Annotated in this window: 22 protein-coding genes; 10 read left to right on the plus strand and 12 right to left on the minus strand. The window is 60.4% G+C overall.

The features are described 5' to 3' along the window. Positions 1-85: 85 nt before the first annotated feature. Complete coding sequence (locus EJA71_RS22020; RefSeq protein WP_158959637.1) at positions 86-1000, minus strand: LysR family transcriptional regulator; 915 nt, start codon at positions 998-1000, stop codon at positions 86-88. Positions 1001-1104: 104 nt separating this feature from the next. Between EJA71_RS22020 and EJA71_RS22025 the strand changes: the two genes are divergently transcribed. The 3 genes from EJA71_RS22025 (at position 1105) to EJA71_RS22035 (ending at position 4203) form a co-directional block, all read left to right on the plus strand. After that, complete coding sequence (locus EJA71_RS22025) at positions 1105-1704, plus strand: short chain dehydrogenase (RefSeq protein WP_158959638.1); 600 nt, start codon at positions 1105-1107, stop codon at positions 1702-1704. A 134-nt stretch (positions 1705-1838) separates the two neighbouring features. Then, positions 1839-2492, plus strand: coding sequence for a COG3650 family protein (locus EJA71_RS22030; RefSeq protein WP_158959639.1), 654 nt, complete (start codon positions 1839-1841; stop codon positions 2490-2492). Positions 2493-2589: 97 nt separating this feature from the next. Further along, positions 2590-4203, plus strand: a complete 1614-nt coding sequence (locus tag EJA71_RS22035) for an NAD(P)/FAD-dependent oxidoreductase (protein WP_158959640.1) — start codon at positions 2590-2592, stop codon at positions 4201-4203. Between the two features lie 128 nt (positions 4204-4331). Here EJA71_RS22035 and EJA71_RS22040 read toward each other — a convergent pair whose 3' ends face one another. Then, entirely contained in the window at positions 4332-5426 is a 1095-nt protein-coding gene (locus EJA71_RS22040; RefSeq protein WP_158959641.1) for a PLP-dependent cysteine synthase family protein, read from the minus strand. A 250-nt stretch (positions 5427-5676) separates the two neighbouring features. Here EJA71_RS22040 and nhaA point away from each other — a divergent pair, with 250 nt between their 5' ends. The 3 genes from nhaA to EJA71_RS22055 all read left to right on the plus strand — a co-directional run bounded on the left by nhaA (position 5677) and on the right by EJA71_RS22055 (position 8518). Further along, positions 5677-6867, plus strand: a complete 1191-nt coding sequence (gene nhaA / locus EJA71_RS22045; RefSeq protein WP_158959642.1) for a Na+/H+ antiporter NhaA — start codon at positions 5677-5679, stop codon at positions 6865-6867. A gap of 162 nt (positions 6868-7029) precedes the next feature. Continuing rightward, positions 7030-8265: a colicin E3/pyocin S6 family cytotoxin gene (locus EJA71_RS22050; protein ID WP_158959643.1), complete on the plus strand. Its 1236-nt coding sequence runs from the start codon at positions 7030-7032 to the stop codon at positions 8263-8265. Positions 8266-8272: 7 nt separating this feature from the next. Next, the gene (locus tag EJA71_RS22055) at positions 8273-8518 is read left to right on the plus strand and encodes a colicin E3-like toxin immunity protein (RefSeq protein ID WP_158959644.1); all 246 of its coding nucleotides are present in this window, start codon (positions 8273-8275) and stop codon (positions 8516-8518) included. Between the two features lie 65 nt (positions 8519-8583). On the opposite strand, the gene EJA71_RS22060 is transcribed toward EJA71_RS22055, so the two are convergent. Continuing rightward, positions 8584-9048 carry a glycine zipper 2TM domain-containing protein gene (locus EJA71_RS22060; RefSeq protein WP_158959645.1) on the minus strand — a complete coding sequence of 155 codons (465 nt, stop codon included), beginning with the start codon at positions 9046-9048 and terminating at the stop codon, positions 8584-8586. Positions 9049-9227: 179 nt separating this feature from the next. Here EJA71_RS22060 and EJA71_RS22065 point away from each other — a divergent pair, with 179 nt between their 5' ends. Further along, entirely contained in the window at positions 9228-9464 is a 237-nt protein-coding gene (locus EJA71_RS22065) for a hypothetical protein (protein WP_158959646.1), read from the plus strand. A gap of 5 nt (positions 9465-9469) precedes the next feature. On the opposite strand, the gene pdxH is transcribed toward EJA71_RS22065, so the two are convergent. The 5 genes from pdxH to dinG form a co-directional block, all read right to left on the minus strand. Further along, entirely contained in the window at positions 9470-10117 is a 648-nt protein-coding gene (pdxH, locus tag EJA71_RS22070; protein WP_158959647.1) for a pyridoxamine 5'-phosphate oxidase, read from the minus strand. Between the two features lie 24 nt (positions 10118-10141). Beyond that, positions 10142-11242 carry an OmpA family protein gene (locus tag EJA71_RS22075; RefSeq protein ID WP_158959648.1) on the minus strand — a complete coding sequence of 367 codons (1101 nt, stop codon included), beginning with the start codon at positions 11240-11242 and terminating at the stop codon, positions 10142-10144. A gap of 113 nt (positions 11243-11355) precedes the next feature. Continuing rightward, positions 11356-12501 (minus strand): serine hydrolase domain-containing protein, encoded by a 1146-nt coding sequence (locus tag EJA71_RS22080; protein ID WP_158959649.1) that lies wholly within the window; start codon positions 12499-12501, stop codon positions 11356-11358. Between the two features lie 191 nt (positions 12502-12692). Continuing rightward, on the minus strand, positions 12693-15173 hold the full coding sequence (locus EJA71_RS22085) for a beta-galactosidase (RefSeq protein WP_158959650.1): 2481 nt from the start codon (positions 15171-15173) through the stop codon (positions 12693-12695). A gap of 95 nt (positions 15174-15268) precedes the next feature. Then, complete coding sequence (gene dinG, locus EJA71_RS22090; RefSeq protein WP_122591523.1) at positions 15269-17413, minus strand: ATP-dependent DNA helicase DinG; 2145 nt, start codon at positions 17411-17413, stop codon at positions 15269-15271. A gap of 99 nt (positions 17414-17512) precedes the next feature. Here dinG and EJA71_RS22095 point away from each other — a divergent pair, with 99 nt between their 5' ends. Next, the gene (locus EJA71_RS22095; RefSeq protein WP_158959651.1) at positions 17513-17977 is read left to right on the plus strand and encodes a CopD family protein; all 465 of its coding nucleotides are present in this window, start codon (positions 17513-17515) and stop codon (positions 17975-17977) included. 206 nt (positions 17978-18183) lie between these two features. Here the strand turns inward: EJA71_RS22095 and EJA71_RS22100 are convergent, their stop codons facing one another. The 4 genes from EJA71_RS22100 to EJA71_RS22115 form a co-directional block, all read right to left on the minus strand. Continuing rightward, the gene (locus tag EJA71_RS22100) at positions 18184-18942 is read right to left on the minus strand and encodes a collagen-like protein (RefSeq protein ID WP_158959652.1); all 759 of its coding nucleotides are present in this window, start codon (positions 18940-18942) and stop codon (positions 18184-18186) included. Further along, a complete protein-coding gene (locus EJA71_RS22105) occupies positions 18935-19216 on the minus strand; it encodes a DUF1145 domain-containing protein (RefSeq protein WP_158959653.1) in 282 nt (93 codons plus the stop codon). Before EJA71_RS22105 ends, EJA71_RS22100 begins: the two co-directional genes overlap by 8 nt. 163 nt (positions 19217-19379) lie before the next feature. Further along, entirely contained in the window at positions 19380-20102 is a 723-nt protein-coding gene (locus tag EJA71_RS22110) for an OmpA family protein (RefSeq protein ID WP_158959654.1), read from the minus strand. Positions 20103-20193: 91 nt separating this feature from the next. Further along, positions 20194-20889 (minus strand): OmpA family protein, encoded by a 696-nt coding sequence (locus EJA71_RS22115; RefSeq protein WP_158959655.1) that lies wholly within the window; start codon positions 20887-20889, stop codon positions 20194-20196. 199 nt (positions 20890-21088) lie between these two features. On the opposite strand from EJA71_RS22115, the gene EJA71_RS22120 reads away from it, so the two are divergent. After that, positions 21089-21586 carry a DUF6231 family protein gene (locus EJA71_RS22120; RefSeq protein WP_158959656.1) on the plus strand — a complete coding sequence of 166 codons (498 nt, stop codon included), beginning with the start codon at positions 21089-21091 and terminating at the stop codon, positions 21584-21586. A 4-nt stretch (positions 21587-21590) separates the two neighbouring features. Further along, positions 21591-22067, plus strand: coding sequence for a YchJ family protein (locus tag EJA71_RS22125; RefSeq protein WP_158959657.1), 477 nt, complete (start codon positions 21591-21593; stop codon positions 22065-22067). The last annotated feature ends 77 nt before the right edge of the window (positions 22068-22144 follow it).

Below are 22144 nucleotides of genomic sequence, written 5' to 3' on the forward strand. Positions count from 1 at the left end.
GCGATCTTTTGATTTGGCTTTTTAACAACAAGATCAAAAGATCGCAGCCTTCGGCAGCTCCTACAGGGGAGTGGTGTTCACGGGTTCAACGCTGCAATCGATCCAGCGCCTCGCCGCTGCGCTTGAACCAGCCAATCAGATAATCCGCCAGCACTTGTGTGCGTTTCGGCAAACCACCCTGATACGGATGCACCAGGTACATCGGCATGCGCCGCGTCTGAAAATCGCGCAGGAGCCAGCGTAATCGACCGTCAGCCAACTCCGCCTGCAACAGGTAAGAAGGTAACCGGGCGATGCCGGCGCCGCTGAGCGCGGCTTTCTTCAGCAGGTTGTAGTGATTGCTGGCGAACGGCCCCGACACCCGCACCCGCAACAATTCGTGCTGCTGGTGATACAGCCATTCCTCACGACCGCTGTAGTGGCTGTTGAGCAAACAGCGGTGATCGGACAGCGCCTGTGGCGTCGCCGGTTCGCCAAATCGATCCAGATAGGCGGGACTCGCGCAGGTCATTTCCTGCCAGGCCAACAGCGGCTTGGCCACCAGTCGTTGGTCATTGGCCACCTCAGAGCGAATCGCCAGATCAAAGCCATCGCGGGACAGATCGCGATAACTGTTGTTCAGCTCCAACTCGATCTGCACCTCGGGATACTGCTGCGAAAACTCCAGCAACAAACCATCGAAGAAGGTTTCCCCCAGCGATACGGGCACCGTCATGCGCACCGGGCCGGCCATGTCGTCCTTCAAGCGCGCCAAGGCCTGACGCGCCTTTTCCACCTGGACGACAAGCGCCTGCGCCTGAGGCAACAGCGCCGCGCCCGCCGCCGTCAGGCTCAAGCGCCGCGTGGTGCGCTGCAGCAACACCACGGAAAACTGCGCTTCGAGCTGGCTGATGCGCTTGGACAACTGCCCTTTGCTGCAACCCAGTTGCTGCGCGGCCAAGGTAAAACTGCCGGCCTCGATCAACACCGCGAAGGCCGCGAGGTCATCCATTTCACTCATGGATTGTTTCCATTTGAAAACCAAAGGTTGCCTATTAGTGCGCTTATCCGCAGAAAAAACCACTCTAGACTGAAACCTCGTTCAATCAATTGAGGTACAGCTCGATGAAAATTCTGTTGATAGGCGCTGGCGGCACCATCGGTTCGGCGGTGGACAAAGAACTCTCGCAGCGTCACGACGTGGTCCGTATTGGTCGCAACAGCGGTGATTTCAATGTCGATATCAGTGACAGCGCATCGATCCGCAAACTCTTCGAGCAGACCGGCAAGTTCGACGCACTGGTCTGCGCCGCTGGCAACGTCACCTTCGCTCCGCTGGGTGAGATGAATGAAGACAGCTTTGCCCTCGGCCTCAAAGACAAGCTGATGGGCCAGGTCAACCTGCTGCTGATCGGTCGTGAATTCGCCAATGATGGCGCCTCGTTCACCTTCACCACTGGCGTGCTTAGCCACGACCCGATCCGCAGCGGCGCGTCGGCAGCGCTGGTGAATGGCGCTCTCGACAGCTTCGTCCGTGCGGCCGCCACCGAACTGCCTCGCGGGCTGCGGGTGAACTCGGTGAGCCCGACCGTGTTGCTGGAAGCGATGGGTAAATATGCACCGTACTTCCGGGGCTACAAGCCAGTTCCCGCAGCCGACGTGGCGTTGGCCTACGCGAAAAGTGTCGAAGGCCTGCAAACCGGTCAGACGTTTCACGTTGGTTAAGATCAAAAGATCGCAGCCTTCGGCAGCTCCTACATGGAAACGCGTATTCCTGTGTGGAGCTGCCGTGGGCTGCGATCTTTTGCATTTGACTGACAGGCTGCGTAACGTGGCGGCACTTGTCTGGAGAGCCGAAGATGCGTGTTGCCCGTTCGTTAGTCGTTGTTGCCCTGCTGCCGTTGTTTGCGGCCTGCCAGTTGTTCGATGGCCCGCGAGAAAGTGCCTCGCACGTCGGGCAGACGCGGATGCAGGGGCAACTGACCGCCGCCGACGGCAAACTGGTGTTCCAGCCGTGCCAAGATCAGCGCCAACTGGTGGTCAATGACATCGGCGGCACCAGCATTCTGCAAGAGGCTGCCACTCTGGCCGACGAGCAAGGCAAGCTGTTCGCCGATGTGCGCGGCAAAGTCTCGGCCGATCGTCTCGATCTGACTCAGCTGTATCGCGTCGAGCGTTCCGGCACCGCGTGTGATGATCCGAATTTCAAACTGCTGATCCTGCGCGCCACCGGCCATGGCCCGGAATGGAACGTCAAAGTCAGCGGCAGAGGCATGGTCATCGACCGCGAAGGTCAGCCACCCCTCGCCGTGCCCTATATTGAGGATCAATTGGGCGACGGCCGCTTCAACCTGAGCAGCGAAGCCAACAATCAGCGCATCGAATTGTGGGTCGCGCCGCAACGCTGCGTCGACAGCAGCACCGGCAGTGTGCAGCACATGAGCGCCGAACTGCGCATCGACGGTCAGGTGCAACGCGGTTGCGGGTATTTCGGCGGATCGCGCGACGACTGAGCGTTTTAGCCTCACCGGATCCGGCCTTTGCGGCTTATAATCGCGGCCTTCAAACGCCCTGGCGCAGTTGTGCGCCCCGCGAACCCGGATCCTCGCCATGTTACGAATCACTGAACTCAAGCTGCCAATCGACCATCCCGAAGAAGACCTGCGCCCTGCCATCGTGCAGCGCCTGGGCATCGCCAGCGATGACTTGCTCGATTTCACCTTGTTCAAGCGCAGCTACGACGCGCGCAAAAAGTCCTCCGAACTGTGCTTCATCTACACCATCGACCTCGAACTGCGCGACGAGGCCAAGGTGTTGGGCAAGTTCGCCGACGACCGTAACGTCAACGTGGCGCCGGATGTCAGCTACAAATTTGTCGGTGAAGCGCCGAGCGATCTGAGCCAGCGCCCGATCGTCGTCGGCTTCGGCCCGTGCGGGATTTTCGCCGGTCTGTTGCTGGCGCAAATGGGCTTCAAGCCGATCGTTCTCGAACGCGGCACTGAAGTCCGTCAGCGTACCAAGGACACTTGGGGCCTGTGGCGTAAAAGCGTGCTTAACCCTGAGTCCAACGTGCAGTTCGGCGAAGGCGGCGCGGGCACGTTCTCCGACGGCAAGCTGTACAGCCAGATCAAAGACCCGAAATTCCTCGGGCGCAAAGTCCTGCACGAATTCGTCAAGGCCGGCGCGCCGGAAGAAATCCTCTACGTCAGCAAGCCGCACATCGGTACGTTCCGTCTGACCGGCATGGTTGAAAACATGCGCGAACAGATCCGCGAACTGGGCGGCGAAGTGCGCTTCCAGGAACGCGTCACCGACGTGCTGATCGAAGACGGTCAACTGGTCGGCGTCGAGCTGGCCAGTGGCGAAACCCTGCATTCGAAGCACGTGGTTCTGGCCCTCGGTCACAGTGCCCGCGACACCTTCCGCATGCTCCACAGCCGTGGCGTGTTCATGGAAGCCAAGCCGTTCTCGGTGGGTTTCCGCATCGAACACCCGCAATCGCTTATCGACCGTGCCCGTCTGGGCAAATATGCTGGCCACCCGAAACTCGGTGCTGCCGACTACAAACTGGTGCACCACGCCAAGAACGGTCGTTCGGTCTACAGCTTCTGCATGTGCCCGGGCGGCACCGTAGTGGCGGCGACTTCCGAGCCGAATCGCGTGGTCACCAACGGCATGAGCCAATACTCGCGAAACGAGCGCAACGCCAACTCCGGTATCGTCGTCGGCATCACTCCGGAAGTCGATTACCCGGGCGGCCCGCTGGCCGGGATCGAGTTGCAGGAACGCCTGGAATCCCACGCTTTCATCTTGGGTGGCAGCGATTACAAGGCGCCGGCGCAACTGGTCGGCGACTTCATCAACGACATTCCTTCGACCGAACTGGGCGAAGTCGAGCCGTCGTACAAGCCGGGCGTAGCGCTGGGCGACCTGGCCCTGGCGTTGCCGGACTTTGCCATTGAAGCAATTCGTGAAGCGTTGCCAGCGTTCGAGAAGCAGATTCGCGGTTACTCGCTGCACGATGCGGTGTTGACCGGGATCGAGACACGCACCTCGTCGCCGCTGCGCATTACCCGTAACGAAACGCTGCAGAGCATGAACGTCAAAGGCTTGTTCCCGGCCGGTGAAGGCGCGGGTTATGCGGGCGGGATTCTGTCGGCGGGTGTGGACGGGATTCGGATTGCCGAAGCCGTTGCGCGAGATATTCTCGGCCTGACTGACTAATCAGCATCCCCTGACATCCCCCCCTGTGGGAGCTGGCTTGCCAGCGATGACGGACTCAGGTTCAACATTAATGTTGACTGAACCACTGCCATCGCTGGCAAGCCAGCTCCCACATTGATTTCGGTGTGTCAGATATTGGCGCGCAGGACTGAAGTCGGCAACGCCTCCCCCCGCTCGGCACTCGCCGCCACCGCGTCGATCAACCCCGCCAACTCATACCCCTGCGCTTTCAGCCAATCCTGATCGTAATACGTGTCGGCATAACGCTCGCCGCCATCGCACAGAATCGCCACGATTGACCCCGACTCCCCCGCCGCTTTCATCTGTTGCGCCGCCATCAAGGCGCCGATCAGATTGGTCCCGCTCGACCCGCCAACATGCCGGCCCAGACGCTGCGCCAGATAATGCATGGCCGCCAGCGACAAGGCGTCCGGCACTTTGACCATCGCATCGATGACCTTGGGCAGGAACGACGCTTCCACCCGTGGCCGGCCAATGCCCTCAATGCGTGAACCGCAATCCAGGCGCAGACTTGCGTCGCCCGTCTGGTAGTAATCGAAGAACACCGAACGCTCGGCATCGGCGCACAACACGCGAGTGCAATGCTGGCGATAACGCACGTAACGACCGAGGGTCGCGGTGGTGCCGCCGGTGCCGGGGCTGGAAATCAGCCAGCTCGGTTCCGGGTGCTTTTCGTAGCGCATCTGCTGGAAGATCGATTCGGCGATGTTGTTGTTTGCACGCCAGTCGGTGGCGCGCTCGGCGTAGGTGAACTGGTCAATGAAGTGACCATCGTGTTCACGGGCCAGCCGCTCGGATTCGGCGTAGATCTGCGTCGGATCTTTTACCAGATGGCTTTTGCCGCCATAGAACTCGATCTGCGCGATCTTCTCTTTGGAGGTGGTCGCCGGCATCACCGCAATGAATGGCAAACCGAGCATGCGCGCGAAATACGCCTCGGAAATCGCCGTCGAACCGCTGGACGCCTCAATCACCGGCGCGCCGGGTTTCAACCAGCCGTTACACAGTGCGTAGAGAAACAGCGAACGCGCCAAGCGATGTTTAAGACTGCCGGTCGGATGGCTGGACTCATCCTTGAAATACAACTCGATACCGGAAAAACCTGGCAGCGGCAAAGGGATCAGGTGGGTGTCGGCGCTGCGCTGAAAATCCGCTTCGATGATGCGGATGGCTTCGCGGGCCCACTGTCGGTTGTCGCTCATGGTGATGGTTCTCGTTGAATCGGCAGGAGATGGAACGGTTCGAAAGGCTCACTCATCAGCTTAGGAAATTTCCTATAGCCGGCACAGATACAGCTGAGTCTCAATATGTCAGGCAACTGCTAGGCTCAGCGTGGCTTGGGCCAGACACCTTGTAACGACATATAACAAAAAAGAATATAACTTTTGTTTTAACAACTAACAGTACGGGTTAGGGTGTCCCACCTTTTGACTTTATCGATGGAGAGCGACCTTGCCTCTGCGTAGCACTTTCACGCGTTTCTTTCAGTTGGAAGCTGCCAGCGGTCTGTTATTGATCGCAGCGGCCATCCTGGCCCTGATTATCAACAACTCGCCGCTGTCGTGGTTGTACACCGGCCTGCTCGACACCCCGGTGGTGGCGCAGATCGGTGCGTTGAAAATCGCTAAACCCCTGCTGCTGTGGATCAACGACGGTCTGATGGCAATGTTCTTCCTGCTGATCGGTCTGGAAGTGAAGCGCGAGGTGCTCGACGGTCAGCTGTCCAAGCCGTCGCAGATCGTCCTGCCCGGTGCGGCAGCGGTTGGCGGCATGCTGGTGCCGGCGCTGATCTACTGGTTCCTCAACCGCGACAATCCGGCAGCCCTTGATGGCTGGGCGATTCCGACCGCTACCGACATCGCCTTCGCCCTAGGCGTGCTGGCCCTGCTCGGCAAGCGTGTGCCGGTGTCGCTGAAGCTGTTCCTGATGACCCTGGCGATCATCGATGACCTCGGCGCCATCGTGATCATCGCAATCTTCTACTCCGGCGAACTGTCCACTCTATCGCTGGGTCTGGCGGCGGCGTGCATCGCGGCACTGGTGGCGATGAACCGGCTTGGGGTGGTCAAACTCGGGCCATACATGATCATCGGGTTGATCCTCTGGGTCTGCGTACTCAAGAGCGGTGTTCACGCGACGCTGGCCGGTGTGACCCTGGCGTTCTGCATTCCACTGCGCACGAAAAACGCCGAGCCGTCGCCGCTGCTGACCCTTGAACATGCGCTGCATCCGTGGGTGGCCTACGGCATCCTGCCACTGTTCGCCTTCGCCAACGCCGGGCTGTCGCTGAGCGGCGTGACCGTCGAAAGCTTCACCCATCATGTGCCGATGGGCATTGCGGTCGGCCTGCTGCTGGGCAAGACCGTCGGCGTGTTCGGCCTGACCTGGCTGGCCGTGAAAATCGGCATCGCCGCCCTGCCCCAAGGCGCCAATTGGGGTCAGGTACTGGGCGTGGCGATCCTCTGCGGGATCGGCTTCACCATGAGCCTGTTTGTCGGCTCACTGGCCTTCGAACCGGGCGTGAGTGATTACGCCGGCATGGACCGAATGGGCATTTTGACCGGCTCGATTCTGGCGGCGTTGATTGGTTATGCGGTGACGGCGGCGGCGAGTCGGCGCAACACAGCATTGGCTAACGCCTAGAAAAACTGCGGCGAGGGGACGTCGCCCCTCGCCCGCCGGAATACCACAGCGACAAATCCCCACGTCTTTAGAGACACGTCCTACAGCCACACTTTTCCTGCTTCGTTAACGTTGCGCAGCCCTTTGCGAAGGGTTGTCGATGGATGAACGAAAGGATGATCAGTGGCTGGCAACAAGGACACTCCCCGGGTTTCCAACCCACCGCAAGGCGACGGGCATCACGTCACTTACCGCTATATGACGGCCAGTGAACTGGCTGAACGTGACGCGAGACAAAACGCTTATGACGCCATGCTGGCGCGGCAGGAGGCTTTCGAGCGTAGCCGTGAGGTGGCGATCAAAAAGCCTGAGCCCGTTCGGGCTGGCTGCGTATTCGCCAAGTCCTGCAAGTTGCCGGATGCGATCATCGATTACTCCCATCCTTCGGGCATGGTGCCGACTGACAGCCTGAAGGATTACGGCGAACTCATCCTGCTGGGCGGCCGTGAAGTTGACGATGCGGGGCTGCTGAATCTGCAAACCATCAGCGGCAGCACTGTCGCACTTGGCGTTGGTCAACTCGCCCTGCGCACGCCGACGCTGGCACTTCCAGTCCTGGGTGCCGCTGCAGTCATCGGTGCAACGGGTGCAGCTTTACTCGGCGGGCTTGTCGCAATGGTCTGGACGCCCACACTCGGCGACAGCGCACTTTACACCGAAGACCAATTACGCGACCTCAAACAGGCTCGCACCCGCGTGCGTCTGCAGGTGGAGCAGCAGGCCGATGGCAGCCTGAAGGGCTATGGCTTCTACACCGGCAAGAATCGCGATTGGGAAATGGTTGATGTCGTGCAGTTCAGTGCACGTGGCCGGCAGTTTGTTGCAGATCTTGGCGAGGGCGTCGAACTGATCTGGACGCCTGCCGTGGACGGTTCAGACATCCTCGGCATTCCTGCGTTGGAGGCTGCACCACAGGCCCCGCATATCTGGGTGTATCCGCCGACGAAAGCGGCTGACGGGATGTTGGTGAATCCGGTTTACCCACCGGAGTACCGGGATTTTATTCTGGTTTTTCCGGCGCACTCCGGAGTAAAACCGTTATACGTTGTACTGAACACAGCACGAAAAGGCTTGGCACCTGCTGGCCACAGCTACCATAAACCGCCGACTACAGAACAAATCACAGCATTTCCAGACTTGAAAAAGGTTAAGGACAAGAATCCGGTTCAGGGCGGAGGTGGACTTCGTAAGCGCTGGACAGATGCCAAAGGGAAGAAAATTTACGAATGGGATTCAAGGCATGGAGAGCTAGAGATGTACCGAAGCGATGGAACGCACTTAGGAGCCTTCGATCCCTACACAGGTGAGCAACGCGAAGGACCGATAAAAGAAAGAAGCATCAAAAAAAGCTATCTGTGAGGAAGAGATGGGACTGGAACTGAGATTGGAGTGGTACGACTCAGCAACACTGCAATTGAAAGGCGAGGAGTCGTCGAAAGATCTGGGCGATGATGAATCAGTACTGAATGCCTTAGGCATTCCGGTAGCCGGCAACATCAATAATGGCAGCTTCAACGTCGTCGAAAAGTGGGTTTCTACTATTCAACCGTACTTTCAACATCAAATCGCTCTGACTAACAACGACTATCAAATTTCGTTTGACTACAGTTAATACGGGCAAACAAAAAAACCCCGACCAGTCGCCTGATCGGGGTTTTTCTTCATCCTACATCCCGCTTAGTGCGAAACGCGGCTGGTCCCGCCGACGGTGGAGATGCGCACGCGTTCGCCAACGCGGAACACTTCGTTCTCCTGCACTTGCTGCACATAGGCACGCATGCTGCCGTCGTCTTCACGCACGGTGATTTCCACGCCTTGAGTACGGGTCAAGCCTTCTTCAGTCGCCGAGCCGAGCAGACCACCCGCCACCGCACCGATGACTGCAGCAACGATGCTGCCCTTGCCGCCGCCGATAGCGCTGCCGCCAACGCCGCCGACTGCCGCACCAGCGATGCCGCCGATCGGGGTCTTGGTGCCTTCGATCTTGACCGGGCGCAGGGATTCGATGGTGCCCATGCGAATCGTCTGCACGCGACGCGCTTCGTCACGGGAGTAGGAGTCACCGGTCAGGCTCGATTGGCAGCCGGTAAGCAACATCGCCATCGTGGAAAAGGAAGCAATTAGCAGAACAGACTTACGCATAGCATCAACTCCAAAGGAACATATATTCATTAAACTCCGTGGCTTGACGCCTGTCACGACGCAGCCCGGACAAATTCGCTTTCATTCAGGCGCGGTACAGACGCCTGCACGCGTTCCCTGACATAGCCCTACAGTAGCGCCAAATGGCTGATTCTGCCCCTTCGAGACCAAGGATTTTCATGGACTACTTCATCATCGTGGTCACCACTGCCGCCGGTTTGTACTTCCATTGGTGGTTGTACATGCGGATCAAGCGCTGGATGGACCGCGATCTGGCGCTGTCGCTGGCGGGCAAGGACGAAGGCAAACGCACCTTCATGCTTGACCAATTGGCACGCGCTCAGGCGCAGAAGATCAAACGCCGGGATCTGCCGAAGTGGCTGGAGGCCGCTTCAGCAGAGTATCCCGCTCGGTAGACTGTTCAGGGTGCCAGACGTTCAAGAATCCAGTTGGCGCCCTGCAGGCGGTAGTTTAGGCGATCGTGCAGACGGCTCGGACGGCCCTGCCAGAACTCGATGCGCTCAGGCAGCAAGCGGTAACCGCCCCAATGTTCCGGACAGTCGGGTTGGCTCTCGGAGAAACGCTGTTCGGTGGCCTTGAGCAGATCTTCCAGTTCACCGCGACCGTTGATCACCCGGCTCTGCGGCGATGCCCAAGCGCCGAGACGGCTGCCCAGCGGACGCACTTGGTAATACGCGTCGGACTCCTCAGGCGTGACTTTCACCACCCGCCCTTCGATGCGCACCTGGCGCTCAAGGGTTGGCCAGAAGAAGGTCATGGCGGCGAACGGATTGGCCGCCAGTTGTTGGCCCTTGGCGCTGTCGTAGTTGGTGAAGAAGGTGAAGCCCTGCGTGTCCAGGCCCTTGAGCAGCAGAATGCGGCAATGCGGACGCCCATCCGCATCGACCGTGGCCAGGGTCATGGCGTTGGCTTCCACCGGCGCCTGTTCGGTTTTCAACGCGTCGGCAAACCACTGGTGGAACAGCGCAAACGGCTCGGCCGGGGCTTGCGCCTCGGTCAGGCCATCACGGGTGTAATCACGACGCATATCTGCCAGAGCCTGGGTCATGGCGCATTCCTTTTCGTTAGCGGATCACTTCTTGGTGGTATCGGTCGCGGCGACTTTCTTGTCGGTCGCTGCGGCCTTGGCTGGCGTGGTTTTCTTCGCTGGAGCCTTGGCCGGGGCTTTTTTTGCGGGCGCCTTGGCAGCGGCTTTCTTGGCCGGGGCCTTTTTGCTTGCGGGTACAGCGGCTTTCTTCGCCGCTGGAGCCGGGGTCACGGGTTTGGCCACTGGCTTGACGTCCTGCGCGGCGACCATGGTCACTGGCTTCGGTGCCGGCATGTTGTACTTGCTGAGCAGCGCGACCATGGTGTTCTGCGGGGTCACCAGCAGTTCGACGCGACGGTTCAAGGCACGACCTTCAACACTGTCGTTGGCCGCACGCGGCGCTTCGGAACCCATGCCGCGCAACATCAGGCGATCACGCTGCAAGCCGCTGAGGCGGAAAATCGCCGCAATGGCTTGGGCACGCTCCTGGCTCAACTTGATGTTGGCTGGCGCAGAACCGCTGGTGTCGCTGTGGCCCAAGACCAGAACGGCGGTTTTCGGGTCAGCTTCGAGGATTTTCGCCACGCGGGTGAACGGGCCGAGGGTGACCGGCAGCAGCATCGCCGGACGATCAGGGTTGAACGAGCCTTCTACCGGCGCCGTCACGACCAGTGCGTTTTCACGGCGTTCCAGTTGCAGATTGCTGTCCTTGACGGCTTCGCGCAGGCGCGGCTCGTAATCGTCGAGCCAGGCTTGGGTGACTTTCGGATCCGGCATCGGCACGGCTTTGGTGGCTGGCTGATCCTTGCCACCGAACGGCCACCACCATTTGCTACCGGTGTCGGCGTCAGCCTTGGCGACGGTGACCGGTTTTTTCGCTTCAGGAGCGACTTCGGCCTTCATGTCGGCCTTGACCGCTTCATCATCGGAGCCGAACGGCCAATACCAAGGGTTGCTGCTTTGAGCTTTGGCCACTGGTGCGCTAGCGGCAGGCTTCAACGCAGCCGGCGCCGGCTCTTTGGCCGCTACTTTGTCTGAGGAGCCGAACGGCCACCAACTGCTGCCGTCCGCATCGTTTTTCGGGGTCTGTGCGCAACCGGTGATCGCTACACACAGGGCCAGGGCGAGGGTCTTTTTAGATGACATTGAAAATCCACAAAATGAAGTAATGAAAAATCAGAGCACTTTCGCCCGGATAAACGATCGATTTGAAACCAAAAACCTGTCGAGGTTCCGACCCTGGAAACTCTGCTGATGCTTTACAGACAAGTGGCAAGTACCCGTGCGAGCTGCTGCGCGCGCGGATCCATTAAAACGTAAGGCCCGAGAGTATTTGTCACGAAACCGAAGGCGACATCATGCTCCGGGTCAGCAAAACCGATGGAACCGCCCGCGCCAGGATGGCCAAACGCTCGCGGGCCGAGGCCATAGGTGGCATTAGGCACATCCGGTTGATCGAGCATGCAGCCCAGCCCGAAACGGGTGCGGGTCAACAAGGTTTTGTCTTCGCCGAGGCTGTGTTCGCGGGTCAGCTCTTGGAGCATGTCGCTTTCGAGCAGGCTGCCGTCGAGCAACCCGGCGTAGAACCCGGCGAGGCTGCGCGCATTGCCGTGGCCATTGGCCGCCGGTTGCTGCATGCGCCGCCATTCAGGTTTGTTGGTGCTGGTGAGCACCGACGGCGGATTGGTGAACGCACGGGTGGTCATCGCGGTCGGTTCGCGCATGGTCACTTGCAACAGGCGTTGCGCGGCGGCGTCGCCAGCATTGCCTTTGCCGCGGGCAATGTGCGCCACGCGATGGAATTCTTCGTCAGCCAACCCCACGTGGAAATCCAGGCCCAACGGTTTGGCCACGCGGGCGACGATGGATTCACCCGGCCCACGGCCATCGGCACGCCGCAGCAGTTCGCCGACCAGCCAGCCGTAAGTAATCGCGGCATAACCGTGGCCTTCACCCGGCGTCCACCACGGTGCTTCGGCCGCGAGAGCGTCGACCATGGTTTGCCACTCGTAAAGAGCTTCGGGCGCCAGCAGTTCGCGCAGGGCCGGCAGACCGGCCTGATGGCAGAGCAACTGGCGCAGGGTGACGGATTCCTTGCCGGCAGCAGCGAATTCCGGCCAGTAGCGCGCGACTGGAGCATCCAGTTGCAACTTGCCTTCGGCGACCAGTTGCAGCGCGGTGACGGCGGTAAAGGTTTTGGTGCAGGAGAACAGGTTGGCAATGGTATCGCTGTGCCAGGCCTCGGCGCCGTCCTTGTCGGCGGTACCGGACCAGAGGTCGAGGACGGTTTCTCCACCGACCTGAATGCACAGGGCTGCGCCGCGTTCCTGGGGATCGTCGAACAGTGCCGCAAAAGCTTCGCGCACCGCTTCGAATTGAAGCTCGTAATGTCCCTGAATCTGCACCCGCAACTCCCCCGCGCAAACGCTCTACAAAGTGGCCCGCATTGTTCCAGCCCTTGAAGGATTTGGGAACAGCTGCGGGCCAGACGGTTAAAAGCAAAATCAAAAGATCGCAGCCTGCGGCAGCTCCTACAGAGAAACGCGTTCCCATGTAGGAGCTGCCGAAGGCTGCGATCTGTTCAGGCCATCACCCGTTAATGACCATTCCCCGAATGCCCACCGGCATGCCCTGCTCCCGGCCCTTTGCCGGCCTCGCCTTTGCGGCCGCCTTCAGCTTCATGCCCCGCCGCTGCGGCGGCTTTCTCAGCATCTTTGCCAAGCTGATCAATCGCCTGCAAATTGCTTTTGCGCACGGCCTCGACAAAACCCTGATACGGCAGGTCGGTCACCCCGACCAAGCCGAAATGCCCATTCTCACCATCCAGCAAACGCCCGGTCACCGGTTGATCCAGATACTGGAACCAGTGCACACCGACAATCGACGGCTCGCTCAAGGCCTGCTTGAGGAAGTTGGCATACGCCGGGCCGCGATCTTCTTCCTTGGCCAGTTGCGTTACGCCACCCCAGAACGGGCCACGGTCCGCGGAGCCAAAGTTGAATTCGGTGATCAACACCGGTTTGTCCAAAGCCCCCAGCGCCGCAAAGTCATAACCATCCTGCGGCTTGAGCGTGTACATATTGAAACTCAGCACATCGCAATACTGCGCGCAGGACGCCACCGCTTCCGGTGTGCTGATAGCGAAGCGGCCACCGAGCAGCAGCTGGTTCGGCGCGTGCCATTTCAGCGAGTCGGAAATGGTCTTGAAGTAGGTGTCGGCGAAAACTTTCTGGAAATATTTGAAGTCCGCCTCGATTTCCGGGTGTTCCGGGCTTGGCAATGGCGGCTCGAAACCCGGGTCTTCCATCAGTTCCCACGCCGGCAGATCAATGCCCCACGCCTTCGACAACCCGGCCTGATTGCGGTACTTGTCGCGCAACTGCTTGAGGAACGCGCGTTTTGCCGGCACGTCGGTGGTCATCTTCAAGGTGCCGTAAGCCAAGGCGTAACGGGATTTCGGATCGTCGCCGGGGCCGGCCCAAGCCAGTTCGTTGTCGGCGTAATAGCCGATCAGCCAAGGATCATCGCGATGGTCGCGGGCGGCGATGGCCACGGCACGCTCGGTGGCCATGGCGAAACGCGGATCGAACGGATCCGGCATGCCGCCCCACCAGTCGCTGCCGGTGCTGATGCTGGTGTAATCGCCGACGATCGACAGCGGCAAGGTGTATGGCACGCGTTCGGCATCACTGAGCGAATCGGCGCTCCAGTTGCCGATGGTGTTGAAACCCCAGGCTTGCAGACGATCCAGCATGTGATTGGCCCATTGCTGTTCATCGACGGTGGCTTTGCACGGGGTGACAGCCTTTTCGGTGGTCACTTGCACCGCGTCAGTCTTGGCCGCTTCGGCGACACCAGACTTTGGCTCGACCGGGACCGCGGCAGGCTCGGTAGCGTTGGCGGCGGCGGTTTCAGCCGCGTCAGCCTTCGCCGCTTCCGCGACCCCGGATTTGCTTTCGCTGTCGGCTTTGCACGGGTCGCCGTAGACACGCTGCAGGTTGGCCCCATAGAAGTCGTACCAGCGGCCGTTGCCGTAGCCCCGACCTTGATCGGCGCCGTTGCCGCCACGGTTATCCCCTTCGCCGAAGTGATTGGCCAGCGGTTCGTCAGGTTTGGGCAGCGATTCGAACATGTACTCGCGACCGGCCACGTACGTCTGGTTGACGTCCGGCGCGACGGTATTCACGCCCAACGAGTAAAACGGATGGCCTTCAGGCGTGACCAGGTACCAGCGGCCATCACGCTTTTCCGTGCGGAAAAAACCGCTGGCCTTGAAGGCCGGGCCTTTGTTCCAGCCGCCGAATTTGTCCAGCGAGGACTTCTCGCGCTCGGCCAGCCAGGTTTTCAGCTGCTGCTGTTCCTTGGTGGCGGCAGATTTCAGTTGTTCGTCGCTGCTGACTTTTTCCGGCCATTTGCTGCGGGTCGATTGCCCGTAGGTGTCGACCAGATTGCCGTAGACCGCCTGGGTGACCGATTCGCCGTCCTGCACGCCGAAACGCTCGAGCAGCAAGCTCTGCGCAACTTTCGGCTGATCCATCGACAAACTCACCGACACCACTTGGCTGCGATCAATCTCACCGCTGCTGCTGGCCAGCAAAATGCGCTGACCATCGACAGTCATCGGCATCGGCGGGCCGGCCTTCATGCCTTGGCTCATAGGTGTGGAGGCCACCAGTGGCACCAGCAACGTCTGCGCAGGACCGGCCGGCAGATCGACGCGGCTGGTCAGCGTGCGGCCGTCATTGCTCTGGATTTGCACGTAAACGGTAACCGCCCAGTTCATCGCACTCTGCAGGCGCAGGGTCATCATCCCCGACTGCGACCAGTCCCACGCACCGGTCTGCGGCGTCAAACGCAAGGTCGGGCGGGCCACCGGGTTGAATGTCACCCGGCGCAGCACTTCGCCTTCCGGTGTTTGCTCGGCGTTGGCTTGCGGCAGATCCGCGTTTTCGGTGGCGATCTTCACCACGTCGGCAGGACGGACAAAGTTGAACAGGGTCTGCTGACCGGCGGGCGCCGCGAGCAATGGCGCAGCGAAAATCAAGGCGAATACGGCAGGCAACGAACGGCGGATCATAAGAACGGAGTTCTCCCTAACGACCAACTTAAGGCCAATGGAAAAGCATGGCAGAGAGATAGACAGCGCGGCGGGCAAAACTGCCCACCGTTGTCTCAGGATATTTCACGACGGAATGGCGGCAACGCATTGAGGATCGCTTTGCCGTAGCGCTGAGTGACCAGGCGCCGATCCAGCAAAGTGATGGTGCCGCGGTCTTCTTCGGTACGCAGCAAACGTCCGCAGGCCTGCACCAGTTTCAGCGAGGCGTCGGGCACGGAGATTTCCATGAACGGATTGCCGCCCCGGGCCTCGATCCATTCCGACAGCGCCGCTTCGACCGGATCGTCCGGCACCGAAAACGGGATCTTGGCGATCACCACGTGCTCGCAGTAAGCACCCGGCAAGTCGACGCCTTCGGCAAAACTGGCGAGACCGAACAATACGCTGGAATCGCCGCCGTCGACCCGCGCCTTGTGCTTGTTCAGGGTTTCCTGTTTCGACAGGTTGCCTTGAATGAACACTTGCTTGCGCCAATCGCGGTCGAGACCGTCGAACACGTCCTGCATCTGTTTGCGTGAAGAGAACAGCACCAGCGTACCGCGGGAGCCTTCGACCAGATCCGGCAACTCACGAATGATCGCGGCGGTATGCGCGGCGGCATCGCGTGGATCGGCCTTCAGATCGGGCACGCGCAGCACACCGGCGTCGGCGTGATGGAACGGGCTCGGCACCACGGCGGTGACGGCTTTTTTCGGCAAGCCGGCGCGCATGCGGAAACGGTCGAACGTGCCCAGCGCAGTCAGCGTTGCCGAGGTGACCAGGCAACCATAGGCGACATTCCACAGGCTGCGACGCAAGGTTTCAGCGGCGAGAATCGGGCTGGCGTTGACCTCGATGTCGAACAGTGAACCGCTTTCGGCCAGGGTCAGCCAGCGCGCCATTGGCGGGCTGTCTTCCGGGTCTTCGGCGGTGAACGCGGTCCACAGTTCCCAGTTGCCGGAGGCACGGGACAACAGGCTGCCGAACAGCGGATACCACTCTTCCGCCTGGTTGCTGGCGATGCCAATGTTGACCTCGCCGTCCATGCCTTCCTTGAGCAGGTCGGTCAGGCGCGTGAACAGATCGTTGAGACGCGAGAAGCCCTTTTTCAGCTCGATGCCCATTTCGCGGATGTGCTCGGGAATCACCCCGGCGACGAAACGATAGCGCGGCCGCTCACGGCCCTCGACGTCTTCGCCGGGTTTGAAGTCGGCAACCTGCTCGCAGGCGCTGAACATGAACTGTTGCTGGGCCTTGATCTCCCGCGCCAGCTCCGGCACTTGTTCGATCAACTTGCCGAGATCTCCCGGCAGCGGATGCTGGGCCAGCAGCTTGGTCAGGTTCTTCGCAGTGGTTTCCAGCCAGTCGGCGGTGGAGCGCAGGCGCGTGTAGTGGGCGAAGTGGCCGATGGCCTTGTCCGGCAAGTGGTGACCTTCGTCGAACACGTAAATGGTGTCGCGTGGATCAGGAAGCACCGCACCGCCGCCCAAGGCCAGGTCAGCCAGCACCATGTCGTGGTTGGTGACGATGACGTCAACCTTGCCCATGCCTTCGCGGGCCTTGTAGAAGGCGCACTGGCCGAAGTTCGGGCAATGACGGTTGGTGCATTGGCTGTGGTCGGTGGTCAGACGCGCCCAGTCGGCGTCTTCCAGCGCATTCGGCCAGCTGTCGCGGTCGCCGTCCCACTTATTGCCGGCGAGTTTCTCGATCATGCTGGTGAACAGCTTCTGACTGGCTTCATCGACCTCGATCTTGAAGCCTTCTTCCTCGAACAGTTGAGCGGTGGCGGTTTGCGCGTGGCCTTCCTGCAAGAGCATGTCGAGCTTGGACAGGCACATGTAGCGACCACGACCCTTGGCCAGAGCGAAGGTGAAATTCAGCCCGCTGTTGCGCATCAGGTCGGGCAAATCCTTGTAGACGATCTGCTCTTGCAGCGCGACGGTCGCAGTCGCAATGACCAGACGCTTGCCGGCAGCTTTGGCCGTGGGGATCGCCGCCATGCTGTAGGCCACTGTCTTGCCAGTACCGGTGCCGGCTTCCACCGCGACAATCGCGGGGTCGCCACTGCGCCGGCCTTCGTCGTCGGTGTCGATATCTCCGAGGACTTTGGCGATTTCAGCGATCATCAGGCGCTGGCCGTAACGCGGCTTGAGGCTCTTGGCCTCTAGAAAACGCGAGTAGGCGCCCTGGATCGTGGTTTTGAGTTCAGTGCTGATCATGGATTGTCGGGCGCAAAAAACGCTGGATAAATTTTCAGTGGTTTCGGATGGCGGCTATCATACCCCGCTAATTAATCCCGCGCAGAACGGAGTGCCCCAATGACACCTTTTAGCCTCGTTTATCCCTTGCATGTCCTGTCCGCGCTGGTCTGGGTCGGGGGCATGTTTTTCGCCTGGATGGTCTTGCGCCCTGCGGCTGTGAAGGCCCTTGACGGCCCTGCCCGACTGACTTTGTGGGCGGAAGTGTTTCAAGGTTTTTTTCGTTGGGTGTGGGTCGCGGTGATCCTGCTGCCGATCAGTGGCGTGGGCATGTTGCATTTGCAGCAGGTCGGTTTCGAGACCGCGCCGAAATACGTGCAGGTGATGATCGGGTTGTACGTGGTGATGACGGCGCTGTTTATCCGCATTCAGGGCCTCATGCTGCCTGAGCTGCGGACGGCGGTAGACGCGAAAGACTGGCCCGCGGGTGCGGCGGTGCTGGGGCGGATTCGCCGGGTGGTGGGGCTTAATCTGATTGTCGGGTTGGTGTTGGTGGCGATTGCGGCGGCTCGGCCGATGATTTGAAGATCGGGGATTAGATCAAAAGCCCCTCACCCTAGCCCTCTCCCGGGGGGAGAGGGGACTGAATGGGGGATATTGAAGAGATACGCCGACTTGAAAATTCTCTGCCGAATCCATAATCGACTCGGTTTTTCAGGTCGATGGATAGCGTGAGTCACCTCGGTCGGCCCCCTCTCCCTCCGGGAGAGGGCTGGGGTGAGGGTCTGCTTTTACAGGCGCTGCACAGTCACCGCACCCGCTGCGCCCACCGGCCCAGGCTGACCATCCGCCCCGGCCTTGCCGTTCTTGCCGCCATCGGCGCGGTACACCAGGCAACCCTTGGACTTGCCGCCCTTTCCGGCCTTGCCGCCAACACCCGCCGGGCCACCGGCACCGCCAGCCACGTTGACCTTGATCAGCTCGGCGGGAAATTCGCGCGGCACTTCAAGGCGCACCAGCGCACCCGGTGCGCCTGGCTGACCGTCGCTGCCGTTGCTGCCATCAAAACCATGCCCGGCCGAGCCATAGGTGCAGCCAGGGTCTTCACCGTTGCCGCCATCCAGACCGACAAACCCCGGCGCGCCCGTGCCGCCACGGGCATCGACCAGCAGCTGTGGCGCGCTCAACGCCTTGAATTGCAGATTCAGATTACGTCCCGCACGGGCCGCTTTCTCATAAGTGCCCGGTGCGCCACGCGCAGTGATCTGGCTGCCATCGCTCAATTCTGCGCGAATGACTTTCAAGTCCAGCGCCTGTTCACCCGGAACGATCGCAATACGTGCTTCATGGCCGAGGCGCAATTCGCCGACGCTCAACTCGGTCACGTTGGCCGGAATCAGCAAGGTGCCGTAATCGGCCACTTCGAGCTTTTCCAGCTGCAAGGTGCTGGCGGTGTTGGGCAGGCGCATCAGCGAATTGGTTTCGACGCTGACCACTTGGGCGCAGGCCAATGGACTGATGAATGCAGCGAGCAAGCAGAGTTTACGCATGGGAAGAAGCCTCCGGAGCGGCCGGGGCCGAGATGGTTTGCAGGTGGAATACGCCGAACAGCAGGATGCGGCCACGGTCACGCCAAGGGTGCGGACGGCCCTTGAGGCTGCGGTTGCACAGCAGCACTTCGAGTACGTGGATCAGCAACAACAGACCGCCGGCCAGATTGACCAGCAGGTGCAGCGGATGAACGAACGGCACCAGCTGATTGGCCAGCACCACGCAGCAGAACAGCAGGGTCAGCAAACGCCCCAGCCCCCAGAACACTTTCATACGCTCCCCCGTGTTGCGAATTATTCTTTGGGCGCACAGTAACGGCTTCTGCGGGGGATAAGCCAGAGGGGTAAATGAAAAAACTTCCATCGCCTGCCAAATAGCTGCCGAAACGCCGCTGATCGTCGTCCGGCAGCTCTAGCCTGCGCCCTACAGACGCTTCTTAACGATTGATGTGCAACTCCACTCGGCGGTTCTGCGCGCGTCCTTCATCCGTGGCGTTATCAGCCACCGGCTCACTTTCGCCGCGACCTTCGCTGGTGAGTTTGTTCGGTGCCAGGCCCTGGCTCAGCAGATACGCCGCGACACTGCTCGCACGCCGTTCAGACAATGCCTGGTTGTATGCATCCGAACCTTTGCTGTCGGTGTGACCGATGACCTTGATGCTCACCACGTCGGCATTGCGCAGCTTGTCCATCAGCGTATCGAGCTGGGCTTTGGCTGCTGGGGTCAGGTCGGATTTATCGAAATCGAACAAAACGTTGCCGGCATCGCTGAGGGTGATGACTTCAGTTTGCGGTGCAGGCTCCGGCACTTTTTCGGTGACCGGATATTGCGGCAATGGGCATCCACGGTGATCGACCGGGGTATTGGCCGGCGTATCCGGGCAACGGTCGCGGCGGTCGAACACGCCGTCGTCGTCTTCATCGCCGTCCTGGGCGTAACAGATCAGTCCGCCAGTGAGTATCCCCAGCGCAGCGCCGCCACCGGCCCAGCCAGCACTTTCAATGGAGCCGAGACCGCCACCGACCAGCCCGCCGATAAGGCTGCAGATCGGCCATGTACGTTGATTGAGGGGGGCATCGCCATCGCTGTGGGTGGCGCAACCGGTGAGCAAGCTGCCTAGCAGCAGTACCGGTAAGACGGACCTTGAGAAAACAGTCATTGTGAAAGCTCCTGTGTCACCGGCCCATACCGGTTACACAGGAGTAAAGACCCGCATCCGCGACTGCACAAGCCGCGGATGCGAGAGGGGCTTAACGCTTGATTTTGATTTCGGTACGACGGTTTTGCGCGCGACCGTCAGCGGTTTTGTTGTCGGCCACAGGCTGGCTTTCACCCAGACCGGACACCGAAACGAAGCTGGCGCGCGGCACACCCTGCTGAATCAGGTAGTCCACCACCGAGTGCGCACGACGATCCGACAGTTTCTTGTTGTAGGCATCGCTGCCCACGCTGTCGGTGTGACCGGTCACGGTCAGTTGCGCAGTCGAGGATTCCTGTTTCAGTCGAGTAGCGACCTTGTCGAGCACTTGTTTGTCTGGACCGGTCAATGTGGCTTTGTCGAACTGGAAGTGCACATCACGAATAACGATGGTTTCTTCCTGAACCACTACTGCTTCTTCGACCACTGGCGCAGGCGCTGGTGGAGGGCAACCGTCAGCATCGACCTGTACGCCTTTAGGCGTGCCCGGGCACTTGTCGCGGCTGTCCGGCACACCATCGCCGTCTTCGTCGCCATCACCGTGCACCCAGCAATAGGCAGCTGCCGTGCCACCGACCAGCAACGCGCCGTAGCCGGCCCATGCCGAACTTTCCGTCGCGCCGAGACCGGCACCGACAACACCACCGACCGCCGCGCAGGTCGGCCAGTCGGTTTTCTGCAAACCTGCGCAACCAGTCAACACACTGGTTAGCAGAATCAAAGGTAATGCTGTCCGAACTATGCTCATCTGGTTTTCTCCTGAGGGATCGGCTTAGAACCGATTCAGGGAGTAAAGACCGGAGTTTTAATCTCCGCCAGCAATAGGCCACTGCTGTTTGCGAGCGTGTTCACAGGACTTTGACGCTTTTGCCGCAAACCGGCGAAACAGGGCCCTTTGCCGCTGCAGTCAGGCAGGCTAGTCTTGGCGGTCTGATTGAGGAGCTTCGATGAACGTCGCCATTTCTTCCCGCACGCCGCAACAGGCGTTGGCCGCTTTGCTGGATCGCTACGCCCCGGCGCGTCTGCTGCTGATCGGCGCCAGCGAGTTTCCGGCCCTGAGCGCCTTTAAAGAGGCGCACCCGGACACCGTCGTCGCCCACGCCGCACCGGGCGCCTTGCCCGCCGAACTGGCGGCGCAGCGTTTCGATCTGGCGCTGGTGGTCGATTGCCTGGAACATTTGCCCAAGCGCGATGGCCTGAACCTGTTAGGCGGCATTCGCAATCTCAACGCCAGTCGCATTGCGGTGCTGGCGGATCTGACGGCCAGCGGCTGGCAGGAAACCGACTTCTATTCGCTGGCGCTGCAGGCCAGCGAACGTTTTCAGCGCGACGATCAAGTGCTGACCCTGTTCACCTATGATCTGCTTGAATACAAACAAGTCCCCGACTGGCTCAACTCACGCTTCTGGGCCAATCCGGAAAACTTCGGGAAATACTGGTGGTAATGCAATGAGTACAGCCATTTGCCCGTGCGGCAGCGGCAATCTGCTGGATGCCTGCTGCGGTCACTATCACGACGGCCACCCTGCGCCGTGCGCCGAAGCCCTGATGCGCTCGCGCTACAGCGCTTACGTGCTGGGCTTGATCGACTATCTGGTGGCCACCACGCTGCCTGCTCAGCAAGCGGGACTGAATCGTCAGTCGATCAGCGACTGGAGCGCGCAGAGCACCTGGCTCGGCCTTGAGGTGGAGAGTTCGGAAGTCTTCGGCGGTCAGCCGGAACATGCTTTCGTCACCTTCACCGCGCGCTGGCACGACGATCAGGGTGAACACAGCCATCGCGAGCGCTCCTCGTTCGTGCAGAACACTGGACGCTGGTATTTCATCGATCCGACGGTGCAGCTGAAATTGGGGCGTAATGACAGTTGCCCGTGCGCCAGCGGGCAGAAGTTCAAGAAGTGCTGCGCGGGGTATTTCGGCGCTTGAGGTTGGAGATCAAAAGATCGCAGCCTTCGGCAGCTCCTACAAAGAAACGCAATCTCCTGTAGGAGCTGCCGAAGGCT

The organism is Pseudomonas sp. PB106, from assembly GCF_009764645.1.
In the GTDB taxonomy this organism is placed as follows: domain Bacteria; phylum Pseudomonadota; class Gammaproteobacteria; order Pseudomonadales; family Pseudomonadaceae; genus Aquipseudomonas.